The sequence below is a fragment of the Streptomyces sp. NPDC045470 genome, assembly GCF_040646595.1.
GTDB lineage: Bacteria > Actinomycetota > Actinomycetes > Streptomycetales > Streptomycetaceae > Streptomyces.
In genome coordinates, this window is sequence record NZ_JBEZAN010000021.1 from 30,439 (window position 1) to 50,368 (window position 19,930).

Annotated in this window: 1 protein-coding gene; it reads left to right on the forward strand. The window is 71.9% G+C overall.

Annotated features, from left to right (window positions below):
- Window positions 1-35 precede the first annotated feature (35 nt).
- A complete protein-coding gene (locus tag AB0A97_RS35690) occupies window positions 36-19,928 on the forward strand; it encodes a type I polyketide synthase (protein ID WP_361158257.1) in 19,893 nt (6,630 codons plus the stop codon).
- The last annotated feature ends 2 nt before the right edge of the window (window positions 19,929-19,930 follow it).

Sequence of the window (19,930 nt, forward strand, 5' to 3'; positions counted from 1 at the left end):
CGTGCGCGTTTCACGAACTGGAATGGTGAGATCCGATGGCAGATGAAGAGGCCCTCCGCGACTACCTCAAGTGGGTGACCACGGACCTCTACAACACGCGGCAGCGCCTGCGTGAGGTCGAGGAACGCAGCCACGAGCCCATTGCGGTCGTCGGCATCGGCTGCCGTTACCCCGGAGGAGTCGACACTCCGGAGGACTTCTGGAACCTGCTCGCCACCGCACGCGACGGGATCGCCGACATCCCCACCGACCGCGGCTGGGACCTCGCGCAACTGCGGGTCCAGGACCCGGACGGCAGCACGAGGCTCCCCGAGGGCGGGTTCATCACGGACGCCAGCGGGTTCGACGCCGCGTTCTTCGGGACCAGCCCCCGCGAGGCGGTGGCGATGGACCCGCAGCAGCGGCTGCTGCTGGAGGTGGCCTGGGAGGCGCTGGAGCGCTCCGGCATCGACCCGCACGTCCTGCGCGGCAGCTCGACCGGCGTCTTCGCCGGCGCCTCGCTGTCCGGCTACGGCTTCGGCACGGACGAGGACCTGGACGTCCACCTGATGACGGGCACCTCCACCAGCGTCATCTCCGGCCGGGTCTCCTACGCGCTGGGCCTGGAGGGCCCGGCGGTCACCGTGGACACCGCCTGCTCCTCCTCCCTGGTCGCGCTCCACCTGGCCGCACAGTCGGTGCGGTCCGGGGAGTGCTCGCTGGCGCTGGCCGGCGGCGTCACGGTCACCACCGTCCCGGTCATGTTCACCCAGTTCTCCAAGCAGTTGGGGCTGGCCGCGGACGGCCGCTGCAAGGCCTTCTCCGCCGACGCCGACGGCATGGGCATATCCGAGGGCGCCGGCATGGTCGTACTGGAGCGGCTCTCCGACGCCCGCCGCAACGGGCACCCGGTGCTCGCGGTCATCCGCGGCTCAGCGATCAACCAGGACGGCGCCTCCAACGGGCTGGCCGCCCCCAACGGTCCCTCCCAGCAGCGGGTCATCCGCGCCGCCCTGGCCAACGCCCGCCTGTCCACCGCCGATGTCGACCTGGTCGAGGCGCACGGCACCGGCACCACGCTCGGCGACCCCATCGAGGCTCAGGCCCTGCTGGCCACCTACGGCCAGGGCCGCGCGGAGGACCAGCCGGTCCGGCTGGGCTCGGTCAAGTCCAACATCGGCCACACCCAGGCCGGCGCCGGCATCGCCGGTGTGATCAAGCTGGTGCTGGCGCTGCAACACCAGCAGATGCCGCAGACTCTGCACGCCGAAGAGCCCTCGCCGCACATCGACTGGTCGGCCGGAAACATCGAGCTGCTGACCCAGGCCCACTCCTGGCCGCTGGGGGAGCGGGTCCGGCGCGGCGGCGTCTCCTCCTTCGGCGTCAGCGGCACCAACGCCCACGTCATCGTGGAGGAGGCCCCTGCGGAGGAGCCCGCCGAGGTGCAGACCGGGACGGACGGCGAGGGCGGCACGGACACCGCACCTCAGGACACCGGCAGCCACGCCGCCGAGCCGCTGCTGCCGGGCTCCGGCGCCTGGCTGGTGTCGGGTCGTACGGCTGAGGCGTTGTCGGCGCAGGCCGGTCGGTTGCGGGAGTGGGTGTCGGCGCGTCCGGGGTTGGGCGCGGCTGATGTGGCGTGGTCGCTGGCGGCGACGCGGTCGGCGTTCGAGCACCGTGCGGTGGTGCTGGGTACGGAGCGCGAGGAGCTGCTGTCCGCAGTGGCAGACCTGGCGGCCGGGGTTCCGTCGCCTGTGGTGGTGTCGGGTGTGGCTCGGGCGGATGTCCGGGTGGGCTTGATCTTCGCGGGGCAGGGTGCGCAGTGGGTGGGTATGGGCCGTGGCCTGTATGCGGGCAGTGCGGTGTTCGCCGAGGTCTTCGACCGGGTGTGCGGGCTGCTGGAGCTGGAGCTCGGGCTCGGGGTGCGTCTGCGGGATGTGGTCCTGGACAGCGACCGCGATGGCGACGGCGGGGCTGCGGGCCTGGCGGATCAGACGTTGTATGCGCAGGCGGGGCTGTTCGCTTTCGAGGTGGCTTTGGCTGCGGTGTTGAAGGCCGCTGGTGTGGTGGCGGATGCGGTGGTGGGTCATTCGGTGGGCGAGGTGGCCGCGGCCTATGTGGCGGGGGTGCTGTCGCTGCCGGACGCCTGCGCTCTGGTAGCCGCCCGGGCCCGGCTGATGCAGGAACTGCCGTCGGGTGGCGCGATGGCGGCGGTCAACGCCTCAGAGACGGCAGTGATCGCCTCGTTCGGCGAGGTGCCGGGTGAGGTGGCCATTGCCGCGGTCAATGGTCCGGAGTCGGTGGTGATTTCGGGTGCGGCCGAGGTGGTCGATGCGGTGGTGGAGTTGTGGCGGGGCCGGGGTTGCCGGGTGCGGCGGCTGCGGGTCTCGCACGCCTTCCACTCCTCAGCCATGGACCCGGTGCTGGAGGAGCTTCGTAGCGTTGCGGAGGGGCTGGAGTTCCGTCGCCCGGAGGTGATGTGGGCCGGCGCTCTCACCGGTGAGCTGGTGTCTGAGCCGCAGGCAGGCTACTGGCCTGCGCAGACCCGCGGGACCGTACGGTTCGCCGACGCAGTAGCCACCCTCGCAGCGGAAGGCATCTCGGTCTTCCTCGAAGTGGGCCCGGACGGCTCACTCTCCTCCCTCGGCCCCGACGCGGTCGCCGGCCTGGAGGGCGGCGAGCCCGCCTTCGTCCCGCTCCAGCGGCGCACCGAGGAAGGCGCCACCGACCTGCTGACGGGTCTGGCCCGTGCCTTCGTCCACGGCGTGCCGGTGGACTGGAAGCGTGTGCTGCCCGCCGGTGAGCAGGTGGCGCTGCCCACGTATGCCTTCCGGCACCAGCGCTACTGGCCCAAGGGCATGATGGCGCTGCCCGGCACGGTGAAGCCGGGCGTCGGCGACCCTGCCGAGCTGGGCCTGGAAGCAGTGGGTCACCCCATGCTGCGCGCCGTCGTCGAGCTGGCCGGTGAGGACCAGCTGGTGTGCACCGGACGGCTGTCCGTACACACCCAGACCTGGCTGGCCGACCACACGGTCGGCGGCGTGACGCTGCTGCCCGGCACCGGCTTCGTGGAGCTGGTCGTCAGCGCGGGCCACCAGGCGGGCTGCCCGCTGCTGACCGAACTCACGCTGCACGAGCCGCTGATGCTGCCCGCCGAAGGCCCCGGGACGCAGCTCCAGGTGGTCGTCGGCGCGGGCGACGAGGACGGCTACCGCCAGGTGGACGTCTTCGCTCGCCCGGACCGCTCGGAGGAGGAGCACGGCTGGGTCCGGCACGCCACAGCCGTCGTCGCCCCGGCCCGCACTCCCGCGCCGGACGCGGTCCGGACACCGGCCGACCTCACCGCCTGGCCGCCGCGCAACGCCCGGGCACTGGACATCGACGACCTCTACACCGTCCAACTGGCCGACGTCTACGGCCCCGCCCAGCAGGGCCTGCAGGCCGTCTGGCAGCGCGGCGCGGACATCTTCGCCGAGGTGGCACTGCCGTCGGACGCCGGCACCGCGGACCCGTACGCCCTCCACCCGGCGCTGCTCGACGCGGCCCTGCTCGCCGACCGCGTGGCCGGGCAGGCCCAGGGGCGGGCCACGGACGACGGACCCGACCGGATCCGCCTGCCCCACGCCTGGAGCGGCGTGGAACTGCACGCCGCCGGCGCGTCCGTACTGCGCATCAGGCTGCGCCGGAACCCCGACGACACCCTGGCACTGACCGCCGCCGACCCCACCGGAGCGATGGTGGTCTCGGTGGAATCGGTGCGGACCCGGCCGCTCTCCGCCGACCAGCTCCAGGGCGACGACGCGTGGACCCGCGACGCCCTGTTCACCGTGGAGTGGCTTCCGCTGCACCGCAGTGGCTCCCCCAACCCCTCGCAGGCCCCGGCCCCGGACGGGCCGTGGGCGCTGATCGGCGCCGACCGCTTCGCCGTGGCCGAGCAGCTCACCACCGCCGGGACACCGGTCCGCAGCCATGCCGGAATCGCCGAACTCGTGGCCGCTGTCGGTGCGGGCGAGACCGTACCGAGCACCGTGCTCGCCTGCCTCAGCGGCACCACCAAACACAGCGGCACCACCACACACAGCGGACCCGCCGGGACGGATGCCCACGGAATCGCCGAGGCCGCCCGCCAGGTCGCCACTGAAGCCCTGACCCTCGTGCAGGACTGGCTCGCCGCACCCGAGCTGGAGGCGTCCAAGCTCGTCCTGGTGACCCGGGGCGGCGTGCTGGTGCACCCCGGCGAGCAGGTCGCGGACCCGGCCGCGGGCGCCGTCTGGGGCCTGCTGCGATCGGCCCAGACAGAGCACCCCGACCGCTTCGTGCTGGCCGACCTCCCCGCGGACGGCAGCGCCGGCGACACCGCCGCGCTGCCCGCCGCACTGGCCACGGGTGAACCGGAACTGGCCGTACGGCACCAGAGCGGCTACGCCCGGCGCATGGTCCGCCCCACCGTCACCGACCGCACCGCACCGACCCCCGCACCCGCCGCGGCACACCCGCGCACCGTACTGGTGACCGGCGGCACCGGAACCCTGGGCGGGGTCGTCGCCCGGCACCTGGCCGCCACCGGCAGAGCCCACGAGACCCTGCTGCTCAGCCGCTCCGGTCCGGCCGCCCCCGGCGCCGCCGCCCTGGCCGCCCGGATAGCCGCACACGGCGCGGATGTCCGGGTGATCGCCTGCGACGCGGCCGACCGGGACGCCCTGGCCGGCGTCCTGGACACGATCCCCGCCGACCGCCCGCTGCGCTCCGTCGTGCACACCGCCGGCATCATCGACGACGGCCTGATCGGCTCCCTCAGCGCCGAGCAGCTGGCAGCCGTCCTGCGCCCCAAGGCGGACGCCGCCTGGCACCTGCACGACCTCACCCGGCACCTGGACCTGGACCACTTCGTCCTGTTCTCCTCGGTGGCCTCCGCCTTCGGCGGCGCAGGTCAGGGCAACTACGCGGCGGCCAACGCCTTCCTGGACACCCTGGCCGGCCACCGGCGGGCCGCCGGGCTGGCCGGTACCGCGCTGGCCTGGGGCCCGTGGATGCCGCAGGCCGGCATCGGCCGCGACCTCGACGAGGTGATGCTGCGCCGGATGACCGGCTCCGGCCTCACCGCCCTCGACGAGCACCAGGGCCTGACGCTGCTGGACCTGGCCCTCGAACGGACCGAGGCGCTCCTCGTCCCGGCCCGGCTGAACAAGGCCGCGCTGCGGGCCCAGGCAGCCGCCACCGGCATCCCCGCCCTCTGGACGGAGCTGGCCGACGACCTCGCCCCGCGCCGGGCCGCCGTCACCTCGGCCGCCGGCGACTCCGGCGCCGGCACCTCCCACCAGTTGCGCGCACACCTGGCCGCGCAACTGGGCCCGGAGCGCGACCGGCTCCTGCTCGATCTCGTCCGCAGCCACGCGGCCGCCGTACTGGGGCACCCCTCGGGCGACGCCATCGAGGCCGGCCGGCCCTTCACCGACCTGGGCTTCGACTCGCTGATCGCCGTCGAGTTCCGTAACCGCCTCAACGCGGCGACCGGACTGAGGCTGCCCACCACCCTGGTCTTCGACCACCCCAACCCGACGGCGCTGGCCCGGCTGCTGCACGAGCAGCTGACCGACGACCTGCCGCAGAGCGCGTCACCCGCCGCCCCGCAGACCACCGCCGCGTACACCGCGGACGAGCCGATCGCCATCGTCGGCATGGCCTGCCGCTTCCCGGGCGGCGTGACCAGCCCCGAACAGTTGTGGCAGATGCTCGCCGACGGCACCGACGGCCTGTCCACCTTCCCCACCGACCGCGGCTGGGACCTCGAAGCGCTCTACGACCCCGACATCGAGCACGCCGGTACCTCCTACACACAGGTGGGCGGGTTCCTGCAGGACGCAGGCGCCTTCGACGCCGGCTTCTTCGGCATCAGCCCGCGCGAGGCCCTCGCCATGGACCCGCAGCAGCGCCTGCTGCTGGAGACGTCCTGGGAGGCCCTGGAACGCGCCGGCATCGACCCGGCGACCCTGCGCAGCAGCCACACCGGCGCCTTCGTCGGCGGCTACGGCTCCTCCTACCTCGCCGTCAGCGTCACCGACGAGGAAGAACTGGAGAACCTCGGCGCCCACCTGATGACCGGCAACGCTGCCAGCGTGCTGTCCGGCCGGGTCTCTTACACTCTGGGCCTGGAGGGCCCGGCGGTCACCGTGGACACCGCCTGCTCCTCCTCGCTGGTCGCGCTCCACCTGGCCGCCCAGGCCCTGCGCACCGGTGAGTGCTCGCTGGCCCTGGCGGGCGGCGTCACCATCATGGCCAGCCCGGACGGCTTCCTGGCGTTCTCCCACGCCCGGGGCCTGGCCGCGGACGGCCGCTCCAAGGCGTTCTCCGACCAGGCCGACGGCATGGGCATGGCCGAGGGCGCCGGCATGCTCGTGGTGGAACGCCTGAGCGACGCCCGCCGCAACGGACACCCGGTGCTCGCCGTGCTCCGCGGCTCCGCCATCAACCAGGACGGCGCCTCCAACGGCCTCACCGCCCCCAACGGACCCTCCCAACAGCGGGTGATCCGCGCCGCGCTGGCCAACTCCGGCCTGACCACCGCCGATGTCGACGTGGTCGAGGCGCACGGCACCGGCACCACACTCGGTGACCCCATCGAGGCCCAGGCGCTGCTGGCCACCTACGGCCAGGACCGAGGTGACCGCGGCTCGCTGCTGCTGGGTTCGGTGAAGTCCAACATCGGTCACACCCAGGCTGCCGCCGGTGTCGCCGGTGTCATGAAGATGGTGCTGGCCCTCCAGCACGAGCAACTGCCGCAGACCCTGTACGCCGAGGTGCCCTCCACCCACGTGGACTGGACGGCCGGTGAGGTGCGGCTGCTCACCGAGTCGGTACCTTGGCCGTCCGACGGCGACCGGGTGCGACGCGCCGGCATCTCCTCCTTCGGCATCAGCGGTACCAACGCCCACCTCATTCTGGAGGAGGCCCCCGCACCGGAGGACATCGAGACGGCAGAGGGCCTTGAGGACCCGACGACTCCGAAGGCGGCAGTGCTGGCCGCGGACGCCGGTGTCGGTGTCGATGTCGGTGCTTGGGTGCTGTCTGGGCGGACTGCTGGGGCGTTGTCGGCGCAGGCGGGGCGGTTGCGGGAGTGGGTTTCGCTTCGTCCGGCTCTTCGGCCGGTTGATGTGGCGTGGTCGCTGGCGGTGACGCGGTCGGTTTTCGAGCACCGTGCGGTGGTCGTGGGCGGATGCCGTGAGCAGGTGCTGGCGGGGCTTGGGGGCCTGGCGTCGGGTGTTCCGGCTGGTTCGGTGGTGTCCGGTGTGGCCCGTTCCAATGCTCGTCCGGTGTTTGCTTTTGCTGGTCAGGGTTCGCAGTGGGTGGGGATGGGGCGGGAGCTGGCCCGTACCTCACCGGTGTTCGCGGCGCGTCTTGATGAGTGTGCTGTGGCGTTGGCGCCGTATGTGGACTGGTCGCTGACTGAGGTGTTGGCGGGTGTGGAGGGTGCTCCGGCGTTGGAGGCGGCGGATGTCGTTCAGCCTGCGTTGTGGGCGGTGATGGTGTCGCTGGCTGCTGTGTGGGAGGCGGCGGGTGTCGTCCCGGATGCTGTGGTGGGTCACTCTCAGGGTGAGATCGCTGCGGCGACGGTGGCGGGGATGCTGTCGCTTGAGGACGGTGCGCGTGTGGTGGCGTTGCGGTCGCGTGCGCTGAAGGTGCTGGCGGGTGCGGGCGGCATGCTCTCGGTCAGCCGTCCGGCGGCGGAGGTTGAGGAGCGCCTGGTCCGTTTCGGGGAGCGTGCCGCGCTGGCGGCGGTCAACGGGCCTTCGGCCTCCGTGGTCTCGGGTGAACCGGCCGCGCTGGAGGAGCTGAGGGCGGAGTTCGAGGCTCAGGGTGCTCGGGCCCGTTTGGTCGCGGTGGATTACGCCTCGCATTCGGCGCAGGTGGACCGGCTGGAGGAGGAGATCACCACCGTTCTGGCCAGGCTCTCCCCGCGCCGGGGCCGGGTCCCGATGGTCTCCGCGATGACCGGCGAGACCCTGACCGGTGAGGAGCTGGACGCCGGGTACTGGTATCGCAGCCTGCGCGCGACGGTGCATTACGACCGCGCGGTGCGGGTGCTGGCGGGTCGTGGTCATCAACTATTTGTTGAGGTGACGCCGCATCCGGTGCTGATGGGGGCGATGAACGACACCCTTATGGACCTGGCTCAGGTGGCTGGCCAGGGGGCAGAGCCGGGCGCCGTCTGTGGGACGCTGCGGCGGGACGACGGTGGTGTGGATCGCCTGGTGGCCTCGCTGGCGGAGGCGTTTGTCAGCGGCGCGTCGGTGGACTGGGCGTCGGTGTTGCCTGTCGGTGAGCAGGTTGAGTTGCCGACGTATGCGTTCCGGCGTCGACGGTTCTGGCCGGAGGGCATGCTGGCGCTGCCGACGGGCGGTTCGCTTGCTGCTGCCGGGGAGGGCGCGAGCACTGATACGGAGTCGGCGTTCTGGGCGGCTGTTGAGGGCGGTGACCTGTCGGGGCTGGGTGATGCGTTGGCTTTGGAGGGTGGGCGTCCGTTCAACGAGGTGTTGCCGGCGTTGGCGTCGTGGCGGCGTCGTGAGCGGGATCGTTCAACCACTGCCGGTTGGCGTTATCGCACGGGCTGGTCGGCCATTGTCGAGCCGGATGCCGGGCTGCTGTCCGGTACGTGGCTGGTGGTGGTTGCGGCTGGGGTCGATGATGATGCGGCGCAGCAGTGCGCGGCCGCGCTCAGCGCTCGCGGTGCCGAGGCCGTAACGGTCGAGGTCCCGGCCGGGGCGGTGGGCCGGGCCGAGATTGCGGCATTGCTGACCGGTGCGGTGGATGCGTCGGCGGTGTCCGGTGTGCTGTCGTTGCTGGCGCTGGACGAGGCGCCGCTGCCGGACCGTCCGGTGGTGAATGCCGGTCTGGCTGCCACCCTGAGCCTGGTGCAGGCTCTCGGTGATGCCGGGATCGAGGCGCCGCTGTGGGTTGCCACGCGTGGTGCGGTGGCGGCCGGCCGCAGCGAGGTACTGGCCCGTCCGGTGCAGGCGCAGGTCTGGGGTCTGGGCCGGGTGGTCGCGCTGGAGCACCCCGAGCGTTGGGGTGGTCTGGTTGACCTGCCGGAGACGCTCGATGAGCGTGGTGGTGCGCGGCTGGTGGCGGTACTGGCCGGCTGCGGCGAGAACGAGGTCGCCGTCCGACGGGCCGGAATCCTGGGCCGACGGCTGTCGAGCGTCCCACACAGCAACGGCCCGGAAAATGGCTGGACGCCTCGCGACACGGTGCTGATCACCGGTGGAACCGGGGCGGTCGCCGGACACGTCGCGCGGCGACTGGCCGGCCGGGGCGCCGAGCGCCTGGTGCTGACCAGCCGTTCGGGTCCGGGGGCTGTGGGCGCGCCAGCGCTGGCGGCCGAACTGGCCGCGGCCGGTTCCGCCGTGGAGGTCGTCGCCTGCGATGTCAGCGAACGGAACCGTCTGGCCGGGCTGCTGAGCCGGATCGACGCCGGCGGTCCCCGGCTCTCCTCCGTACTGCACACGGCCGCCGTCCTGGACGACAGCGTCGTGGACCGCCTCACCACCCCGCGGCTGGAGGCCGTGTTGGGTGTGAAGGCCCATGGCGCGGCGCTCCTGGACGAGCTGACCGCGGACCTGGATCTGGACGCTTTCGTACTGTTCTCTTCGGCCGCCTCAACCCTGGGCGGTCCGGGTCAGGGCAACTACGCGGCGGCCAATGCCTTCCTGAACGCGCTGGCGGAGAACCGGCGCGGTCGTGGCCTGGCCGGCCTGGCGGTGGCCTGGGGGCTGTGGGGCGGCGCCGGCCTGGCGCAGTCCAACGAGGCCATCCGCTCCCGGATGCGCCGGACCGCGATGCCGCCGATGGACCCCCAGCTCGCGGTGGAGGCCCTGATCGAGGCAATGGACGGCCCGGACGCCGCGGTGACGGTGATGGACTTCGACCCGCAGCAGCTGGGCGCGGCGCCGGGAACGGCGCATGTCCTGGAGATGCCGCTGGTCCGGGACATGCCGGAGATCCGGCGGTTGGCCGCCGCCCGTGCCAACAACAGCAGCACCGGACCGGCCTTCCGCGCCGACGGCGAACTCGCCGCCCGGCTGGCCGGGATGAGTCGCTCGGAGCAGGACCGGATACTGATCGACGTGGTCCGCGCGGAGGCCGCCGCCGTACTGGGGCACGACTCGGCGGACGGGGTACAGGCCCGGCAGGCCTTCAAGGACCTGGGCTTCGACTCGCTGACCTCCGTCGAACTGCGCAACCAACTGAACGCGGCGACAGGACTGCGGCTGCCGGCGACCCTGGTCTTCGACCACCCCACCCCGGTCGCGCTGGCCGCCTTCCTGCACGGCGAACTGACCGGACAGGTGACGCAGACCGCAGCCGCTGCGCCGGTCTCCGCAGCCCCTGCTGCGGATGAGCCGCTGGCGATCGTCGGTATGGCCTGCCGTTTCCCCGGTGGTGCGAGCAGCCCCGAGGAGTTCTGGGAGCTGCTGTCCTCCGGTGGCGACGCGGTGGGCGGCTTCCCCACCGACCGCGGCTGGGACCTGGACGGCTTCTTCGACCCGGACCGACACGGCACCGGAACCTCCTACACCGACTCCGGTGCCTTCCTGCGGGGAGCGGCCGAGTTCGATGCGGGGTTCTTCGGGATCAGTCCGCGTGAGGCGCTGGCGATGGATCCGCAGCAGCGGCTGATGCTGGAGACGTCCTGGGAGGCGTTGGAGCGCGCCGGTATCGACCCGTCGTCTCTGCGCGGCAGTTCGACGGGCGTCTTCGCCGGCGGCTTCGGCTCCGGCTACGCCATCGGCATGGCACTCACCGGCCAGGACGGCTCCGGCGTCGAGGGCCACCTGATGACCGGCAACTCCACCAGCGTCCTCTCCGGCCGGGTCTCCTACGCCCTGGGCCTGGAAGGCCCGGCGGTCACGGTGGACACGGCCTGCTCGTCCTCGCTGGTGGCGCTCAACCTGGCCGCCCAGGCGTTGCGTTCCGGGGAGTGCTCGATGGCCCTGGCCGGCGGTGTGACCGTAATGGCCACCCCCTTCTCCTTCGTGGAGTTCTCCCGGCAGCAGGGGTTGTCGGCTGATGGCCGGTGCCGGGCGTTTTCGGAGGATGCGGACGGTACGGGCTGGGCCGAGGGTGCCGGTGTTCTGGTGGTGGAGCGGCTGTCGGACGCGCGGCGTAATGGGCACCGGGTGCTGGCCGTTGTTCGTGGTACGGCGGTGAATCAGGATGGTGCGTCGAATGGTCTTTCGGCGCCCAACGGGCCTTCGCAGCAGCGGGTGATCCGTGCGGCGTTGGCGAATGCCCGGCTGGCGCCGGGGGATGTGGATGTCGTCGAGGCGCATGGCACCGGCACTACGCTCGGTGATCCGATTGAGGCTCAGGCGTTGTTGGCGACCTATGGCCGGGACCGTGGTGACCGTGATGCGTTGTGGTTGGGGTCGGTGAAGTCGAACATTGGTCACACTCAGGCTGCTGCGGGTGTTGCGGGTGTGATCAAGATGGTGCTGGCGTTGCAGCATGGGCGGTTGCCGCGGACGTTGCATGCTGATGTGGCGTCGTCGCATGTGGACTGGTCGGCGGGTGCGGTGCGGTTGCTGACGGAGTCGGTGCCGTGGCCGGCGGGTGAGCGTCCGCGTCGGGCCGGGGTGTCGGCGTTCGGTATCAGCGGCACCAACGCGCACGTCATCTTGGAGGAAGCCCCCACGGTTGAGGCGGGCAGCGAGGGCATCGGTCAGAAGCCGGTTGCGGCTCTTGCGGATGCTGCTGCGTGGGTGGTGTCGGGCCGTACGGCTGAGGCGTTGTCGGCGCAGGCCGGTCGGTTGCGGGAGTGGGTGTCGGCGCGCCCGGAACTGGAGGCGGCCGATGTGGCCTGGTCGCTGGCGGCGACGCGGTCGGCGTTCGAGCACCGTGCGGTGGTGCTCGGCACCGAACGTGACGGGCTGCTGTCCGACCTGCACAAGCTGGCCGCCGGAATCTCCTCGCCCGAAGTGGTGTCGGGTGTGGCTCGGGCGGATGTCCGGGTGGGTCTGGTGTTTGCGGGGCAGGGTGCGCAGTGGGTGGGTATGGGCCGGGGCCTGTATGCGGGCAGTGCGGTGTTCGCCGAGGTCTTCGACCGGGTGTGCGGGCTGCTGGAACTGGAACTGGGGACTGCGGTGTGCCTGCGGGACGTGGTGTTGGGCGTGGAGGAGGTGGACGCTGGCCTGGCGGATCAGACGCTGCATGCGCAGGCGGGGCTGTTCGCTTTCGAGGTGGCCCTGGCTGCGGTGTTGAAGGCCGCTGGTGTGGTGGCGGACGCGGTGGTGGGTCATTCGGTGGGCGAGGTGGCCGCGGCCCATGTGGCCGGGGTGCTGTCGCTGCCGGACGCCTGCGCTCTGGTAGCCGCCCGGGCCCGGCTGATGCAGGAACTGCCGTCGGGTGGCGCGATGGCGGCGGTCAACGCCTCAGAGACGGCAGTGATCGCCTCGTTCGGCGAGGTGCCGGGTGAGGTGGCCATTGCCGCGGTCAATGGCCCGGAGTCGGTGGTGATTTCCGGCGCTGCCGAGGCGGTTGATGCGGTGGTGGAGTTGTGGCGGGGCCGGGGCTGTCGGGTGCGGCGGCTGCGGGTCTCGCACGCCTTCCACTCCTCAGCCATGGACCCGGTGCTGGAGGAGCTTCGTAGCGTTGCGGAGGGGCTGGAGTTCCGTCGCCCGGAGGTGATGTGGGCCGGCGCCCTCACCGGTGAGCTGGTGTCTGAGCCGCAGGCAGGCTACTGGCCTGCGCAGACCCGCGGGACCGTACGGTTCGCCGACGCAGTAGCCACCCTCGCAGCGGAAGGCGTCTCGGTCTTCCTCGAAGTGGGCCCGGACGGCTCACTCTCCTCCCTGGGCCCCGACGCGGTCGCCGGCGTGGACGGCGCCGAGCCCGCCTTCGTCCCGCTCCAGCGGCGTGATGACGAAGGCACCACTGGCCTGTTGTCCGGTCTGGCTCGTGCCTTCGTCCACGGTGCTCCGGTCAACTGGGCGTCGGTGCTGCCCGCCGGTGAGCAGGTGGAGCTGCCCACGTATGCCTTCCGCCACCAGCGCTACTGGCCCGAGGGCGTTCTCCCGCTCATGCCATCAGCGGTTGCTATCGAGGCCGGGGCTGGCAGCGAGGCGGAGGCTGGTTTCTGGGCGGCTGTGGAGGGTGGTGATCTGGAGCAGCTTGCGGAGGCGCTGGCTTTGGAGGATGAGAGTCAGCTGGGTGCGGTGTTGCCGGCGTTGGCGTCGTGGCGGCGTCGTGAGCTGGACCGTTCGGCTACTGCCGACTGGCGTTACCGGACTGTTTGGTCGCCTGTTGCCGAGTCTGATGCTTGTGTGCTGACCGGTGCTTGGGTGCTGCTTGCGCCGGCTGGTTGTGCGGAGGAGCTGCGGCACCGGTGTGTGGCGGCGCTGGCGGCCCGTGGTGCTGAGGTCGTGGTGGTCGAGGTCCCGGCCGGGGCGGTGGGCCGGGCGGAGCTGGCCGCGTTGCTGTCCGGCGCGGTGGATGCGTCGGCGGTGTCCGGTGTGTTGTCGTTGCTGGCGCTGGACGAGGCGCCGCTGCCGGATCACCCGGTGGTGAATGCCGGTCTGGCTGCCACCTTGGGCCTGGTGCAGGCTCTGGGTGATGCCGGGATCGAGGCGCCGCTGTGGATCGCCACGCGCGGTGCGGTCGCGGCCGGCCGCAGCGAGGTACTGGCCCGTCCGGTGCAGGCGCAGGTGTGGGGTCTGGGCCGGGTGGTCGCGCTGGAGCACCCCGAGCGTTGGGGTGGTCTGGTCGATCTGCCGGAGACGCTCGATGAGCGGTCCGGTGCGCGGTTGGTGGCGGTGCTGGCCGGCTGCGGCGAGAGCGAGGTCGCGATCCGGGCGGCCGGGGTATTGGGTCGTCGGCTTGCGCATGTCTCGGGGCGTGGTGTGCGGGAGAGCTGGACACCGCGCGGCACTGTACTGGTCACCGGTGGCACCGGCGCCATTTCCGGACATGTCTCGCGGTGGCTGGCGGGCCGGGGTGCCGAGCGCCTGGTGCTGACCAGCCGATCGGGTCCGGGGGCTGTGGGCGCGGCAGCGCTGGCGGCCGAACTGGCCGTGGCCGGCTCGGCTGTGGAGGTCGTCGCCTGTGACGTCAGCGAACGGTCCTGTCTGAGCGGGCTGCTGGGCCGAATCGGTGCGAGCGGCCCTCGGCTGTCGTCGGTGTTGCATACCGCGGGTGTGCTGGATGACGGTGTGGTGGACCGTCTCTCCGCTGCGCGGCTGGAGAGCGTGCTGGGGGTGAAGGCGCATGGTGCGGTGCTGTTGGATGAGCTGACCGCGGACCTGGGCCTGGACGCGTTCGTACTGTTCTCGGCTGCGGCGGCGACTCTGGGGGGTTCGGGTCAGGGTAACTATGCGGCGGCCAATGCTTTCCTGGATGCGTTGGCGGAGAACCGGCGTGGTCGTGGGCTGGCTGGTCTGGCGGTGGCTTGGGGTCCGTGGTCGGGCGGTGGTATGGCTGCGTCGAGTGGTGTGGTGCGGGCGCGGGTTGAGCGTGGTGCGATGCCGCCGATGGATCCGCGGCTCGCAGTCCGCGCGCTGGCCGAGGCGTTGCAGGGTCCGGATGCCGTGGTGACGGTGATGGACGTGGACTGGGCGCAGCTGGCGTCCGGCCCGGGGGCTGTGGAGGTGCTGAAGCGGCCGTTGGTGCGGGACCTGCCCGAGGTCCGTCAGCTGCTGGCGACGGCGGGGAACGCGGTCACCGTGGCGCCTGCGGAGGGTGAGCTGGCCCGTCAGCTGGCTGGGCTGGGCCGATCGGAGCAGGAGCGGATGCTCACCGACGTGGTACGCGGCGAGGCTGCGGTGGTGTTGGGCTATGGCTCGGCCGATGCGGTGGAGGACCGTCGGGCGTTCAAGGATCTGGGTTTTGATTCGCTGACTGCGGTCGAGCTGCGTAACCGTCTCAATGCGGTGACCGGTTTGCGGTTGCCGTCGACTCTGGTCTTCGATTACCCCACCCCGCTGGCGCTGGCTGCCTTCCTGCGCGACGAGCTGACCGGGCAGCAAGAGGGCACGGCCGCTCCGGCGGTCACTGTGGTGGCGGCGCCTGCGGACGAGCCGCTGGCGATCGTCGGGATGGCGTGCCGATTCCCCGGCGGAGCGGGCAGTCCGGAGGAGTTCTGGGAGTTCCTTGCTTCCGGTGGTGACGGTGTGGGTGACTTCCCGACCGACCGTGGCTGGGACCTGGAGAGTGTTTACGATCCGGAGGGGGAGCGCGAGGGCACCTCGTATGTCGCGCAGGGTGCGTTCCTGCGGGAGGCGGCCGAGTTCGATGCGGGGTTCTTCGGGATCAGTCCGCGTGAGGCGCTGGCGATGGATCCGCAGCAGCGGCTGATGCTGGAGACGTCCTGGGAGGCGCTGGAGCGGGCCGGCATTGACCCGGCCTCGCTGAGGGAGAGTGCCACTGGTGTCTTCGCCGGCGGCTTCACCTCCGGCTACGGGCTCGGCATTTCCATGAGTCAGGATGACTCCGGTGCCGAGGGCCATGTGCTGACGGGCAATGCGACCAGTGTCCTGTCCGGCCGGGTGTCCTACGTGCTGGGTCTGGAGGGTCCGGCGGTGACGGTGGACACGGCGTGTTCGTCGTCGTTGGTGGCGCTTCATCTGGCGGCGCAGGCGGTGCGGTCGGGGGAGTGTTCGCTGGCGCTGGCCGGTGGGGCGACGGTGATGGCGACGCCGGGTACGTTCATCGACTTCTCCCGTCAGCAGGGGCTGTCGGCCGATGGCCGGTGCCGGGCTTTCTCCGAGGAGGCGGATGGTACGGGCTGGGCCGAGGGCGCCGGCATGGTTGTGGTGGAGCGGCTGTCCGATGCCCGCCGTAATGGCCACAAGGTGCTGGCGGTGCTGCGGGGCAGTGCGGTCAATCAGGACGGTGCGTCCAACGGTCTGACCGCGCCCAACGGGCCCTCGCAGCAGCGCGTGATCCGCGCGGCGTTGGCGAATGCCCGGCTGTCTCCTGCTGAGGTGGATGTGGTCGAGGCCCACGGCACCGGGACGACATTGGGTGACCCGATCGAGGCGCAGGCGCTGCTGGCCACCTACGGTCAGGACCGTGGCGAGGGTGACCCGCTGTGGCTGGGGTCGGTGAAGTCCAACATTGGTCACACCCAGGCCGCGGCCGGTGTGGCGGGTGTGATCAAGATGGTGCTGGCCCTGCAGTACGAGCGGTTGCCGCGGACCCTCCATGCCGAGGTGCCGTCCTCACACGTGGACTGGTCGGCGGGTGCGGTGCGGCTGCTCACCGAATCGGCGTCGTGGCCCTCCACCGGTGATCGGGTGCGGCGGGCTGCTGTCTCGGCGTTCGGGATGAGCGGCACCAACGCGCACGTCATCCTGGAAGAGGCCCCCGCAGCGCAGGACGCCGAAGCCGTCGAGGAATCCGGGGAACCGGAGGCCCCGGTCGTCACCGGTGCCGGCGCCTGGGTGCTGTCCGGTCGGACCGTTGATGCGCTGACGGCGCAGGCGGGGCGGCTGCGGGAGTGGACGGCGATGCGTCCGGAGCTGGAGCCGGCTGATGTGGCCTGGTCGCTGGCGGCGACGCGTTCCGTCTTCGAGCACCGGGCTGTCGTGGTGGGTACGGGGCGTGCCGAGTTGCTCGGCGGCGTGGAAAGCGTGGCGTCGGGTGTTCCATCCGGCGTGGTGGTGTCCGGCGTGGCCCGCTCCAGCGTCCGTCCGGTGTTTGCCTTCGCTGGTCAGGGTTCGCAGTGGCTGGGGATGGGCCGGGAGCTGGCGGGGGTTTCGCCGGTGTTCGCGGCGCGGCTCGATGAGTGTGCGGCGGCGTTGGCGCCGTACGTGGACTGGTCGCTGACTGAGGTGTTGGCGGGTGTGGAGGGTGCTCCGGCGTTGGAGGCGGCGGATGTCGTCCAGCCCGCGTTGTGGGCGGTGATGGTCTCTCTTGCTGCTGTTTGGGAGGCCGCGGGTGTCGTCCCGGAAGCCGTGGTGGGCCATTCGCAGGGGGAGATCGCTGCGGCGACGGTGGCGGGGATGCTGTCGCTTGAGGACGGCGCCCGCGTGGTGGCGTTGCGGTCGCGCGCGCTGAAGGTGCTGGCGGGTGCGGGCGGCATGCTGTCGGTCAGCCGCCCGGCGCCGGAGGTCCAGGAACGTCTGGTCCAGTTCGGGGACCGGCTGTCCCTGGCGGCGGTCAACGGCCCCTCGGCCACCGTGATCTCGGGTGAACCGGCCGCGCTGGAGGAGCTGAAGTCCGAGTTCGAAGCGGACGGTGCCCGGGCCCGCATGGTCGCGGTGGACTATGCCTCACACTCGGCGCAGGTGGACCGGTTGGAGGAGGAGATCACCTCCGTTCTGGCCGGGGTCTCCCCGCGCCGGGGCCGGGTTCCGATGGTCTCGGCGATGACCGGCGAGACGCTGACCGGTGAGGAGCTGGACGCCGGCTATTGGTATCGCAGTCTGCGGGCGACGGTGCATTACGACCGCGCGGTGCGGGTGCTGGCGGGTCGTGGTCATCAACTGTTTGTCGAGGTGACGCCGCATCCGGTGCTGATGGGGGCGATGAACGACACCCTCGTGGACCTCGCCCAGGAGGCGGGTGGGGAGCCTGCTGGGGTGTGCGGGACGCTCCGGCGTGATGACGGTGGTGCCGAGCGCCTGCTGACCTCGCTGGCGGAGGCGTTTGTCAGCGGCGCGTCGGTGGACTGGGCGTCGGTGCTGCCCGTGGGCGAGCAGGTTGAGCTGCCGACGTACGCGTTCCGTCGTCACCGGTTCTGGCCGGAGGGCATGCTGGTGCTGCCGATGCCTGGTTCCGCAACCGCCGGGACCGGGACCGGGGCCGGGGCTGGAGCCGGGGCTAGTACTGATGCGGAGTCGGCGTTCTGGGCGGCTGTCGAGGACGGTGACCTGTCCGGGCTGGGTGATGTGCTGGCTTTGGAGGGCGGGCGCCCGTTCAACGAGGTGCTGCCGGCGCTGGCGTCCTGGCGTCACCGCGAACGGGATCGTTCGACCACTGCCGGTTGGCGCTACCGCACGGGCTGGTCGGCCATTGCCGAGCCGGATGCCGGACTGCTGTCCGGCACGTGGCTGGTGGTGGTCGCGGCTGGGGTGGACGGCGATGCGGCGCAGCAGTGCGCGGCCGCGCTCAGCGCCCGCGGAGCCGAGACCGTAACGGTCGAGGTCCCGGCCGGGACGGTGACCCGGGCCGAGCTGACCGCGTTGCTGACTGGTGCGGCGGATGCGTCGGCGGTGTCCGGGGTGCTGTCGTTGCTGGCGCTGGATGAGACGCCGCTGCCGGATCACCCGGTGGTGAACGCCGGTCTGGCTGCCACCCTGGGCCTGGTCCAGGCTCTGGGCGACGCCGGGATCGAGGCGCCGCTGTGGATCGCCACGCGCGGTGCGGTCGCGGTCGGCCGCAGCGAGGTACTGGCCCGTCCGGTGCAGGCGCAGGTCTGGGGCCTGGGCCGCGTGGTCGCGCTGGAGCACCCCGAGCGCTGGGGCGGTCTGGTTGACCTGCCGGAGACACTCGACGAGCGGTCCGGTGCACGGCTGGTCGGTGTACTGGCCGGCTGCAAGGAGAACGAGGTCGCCATCCGTGCGGCCGGAACCCTGGGGCGGCGGATGTCGCGGGTGCCGCGACGCAGCCCCCGCGCACCCTGGACGCCGCGGGGGACCGTACTGGTCACCGGTGGCACCGGTGCCATTGCCGGGCATGTTTCGCGGTGGCTGGCGGGCCGGGGTGCCGAGCGTTTGGTGTTGGCGGGCCGTTCCGGCCCGGCAGCCGCCGATGTCGCGGCACGGGCCGCAGAGCTGGCCACCGCTGGCGCCCACGTGGACGTGATCTCCTGCGATGTCAGCGAACGAGGTCCCCTGACCGACCTGCTGGCCTGGATCGGCCGTAGCGGTCCGAAGCTGTCCTCGGTGCTGCACACCGCGGGCGTGCTCGACGACGGTGTGCTGGACCGCCTCACCACCCCGCGGCTGGAGGCCGTGTTGGGTGTGAAGGCCCACGGCGCGGCGCTCCTGGACGAGCTGACTGCGGACCTGGATCTGGACGCTTTCGTACTGTTCTCCTCGGCCGCCTCGACCCTGGGTGGTCCGGGTCAGGGCAACTACGCGGCGGCCAATGCCTTCCTGGACGCGCTGGCGGAGAACCGGCGCGGTCGCGGACTGGCCGGCTTGGCGGTGGCCTGGGGCCTGTGGGGCGGTGGCGGCCTGGGTGAATCCAACGAAGCCATCCGCTCCCGGATGCGACGGCTCCCGATGCCGCCGATGGACCCCCAGCTCGCCGTCCGGGCGCTGGGTGAGTCGCTGGACGGTCCGGAGCCGACGGTGACGGTGATGGACTTCGACTGGCAGCAGCTGGGCTCGGCACCGGGCTCGGCGGACGAGCTGGATCTGCCGCTGGTCCGGGACATTCCGGAGATCCGCCGACTGGCCGCGGAGCGGGCCGCCGCAGGCAGCGTGTCCCGCAGCGACAGCAAGGGCGAACTCGCCACCCGGCTGGCCGGGGCGGGCCGCTCGGAGCAGGACCGGATACTGACCGACGTGGTCCGCGCCGAGGCCGCCGCCGTACTGGGGCACGACTCGGCGGACGGGGTGCAGGCCCGACAGGCCTTCAAGGACCTGGGCTTCGACTCACTCACCGCCGTCGAACTGCGCAACCGCCTCAACGCGGCGACCGGGCTGCGGCTGCCGGCCACCCTGGTCTTCGACCACCCCACCCCGACCGCGCTCGCCGGCTGGCTGCGCACTGAACTCGCCCCCCAAGAGGCGCCAGCAGTACCGCTCCTCGCCGAACTCGACCGGCTGGAGGCCGCCCTGCGCTCCGGGCCGGTGGACGACCCGGTGCGGGAGGAGGCCACCAGCCGACTGCGCCGACTGCTGGAGACCATCGGCGAACAGGCCGCCGACCAGGGCAGGAAGCAACAGCAAGCCGACATCGACGCCGCCACCGACGAAGAGCTGTTCGCCCTCGTCGACGGACTCGAATGACA

Coding starts and splice junctions, on each gene's coding strand:
- AB0A97_RS35690 (WP_361158257.1), top strand. CDS start 36: ATGGCAGATGAAGAGGCCCTCCGCGACTACCTCAAGTGGGTGACCACG.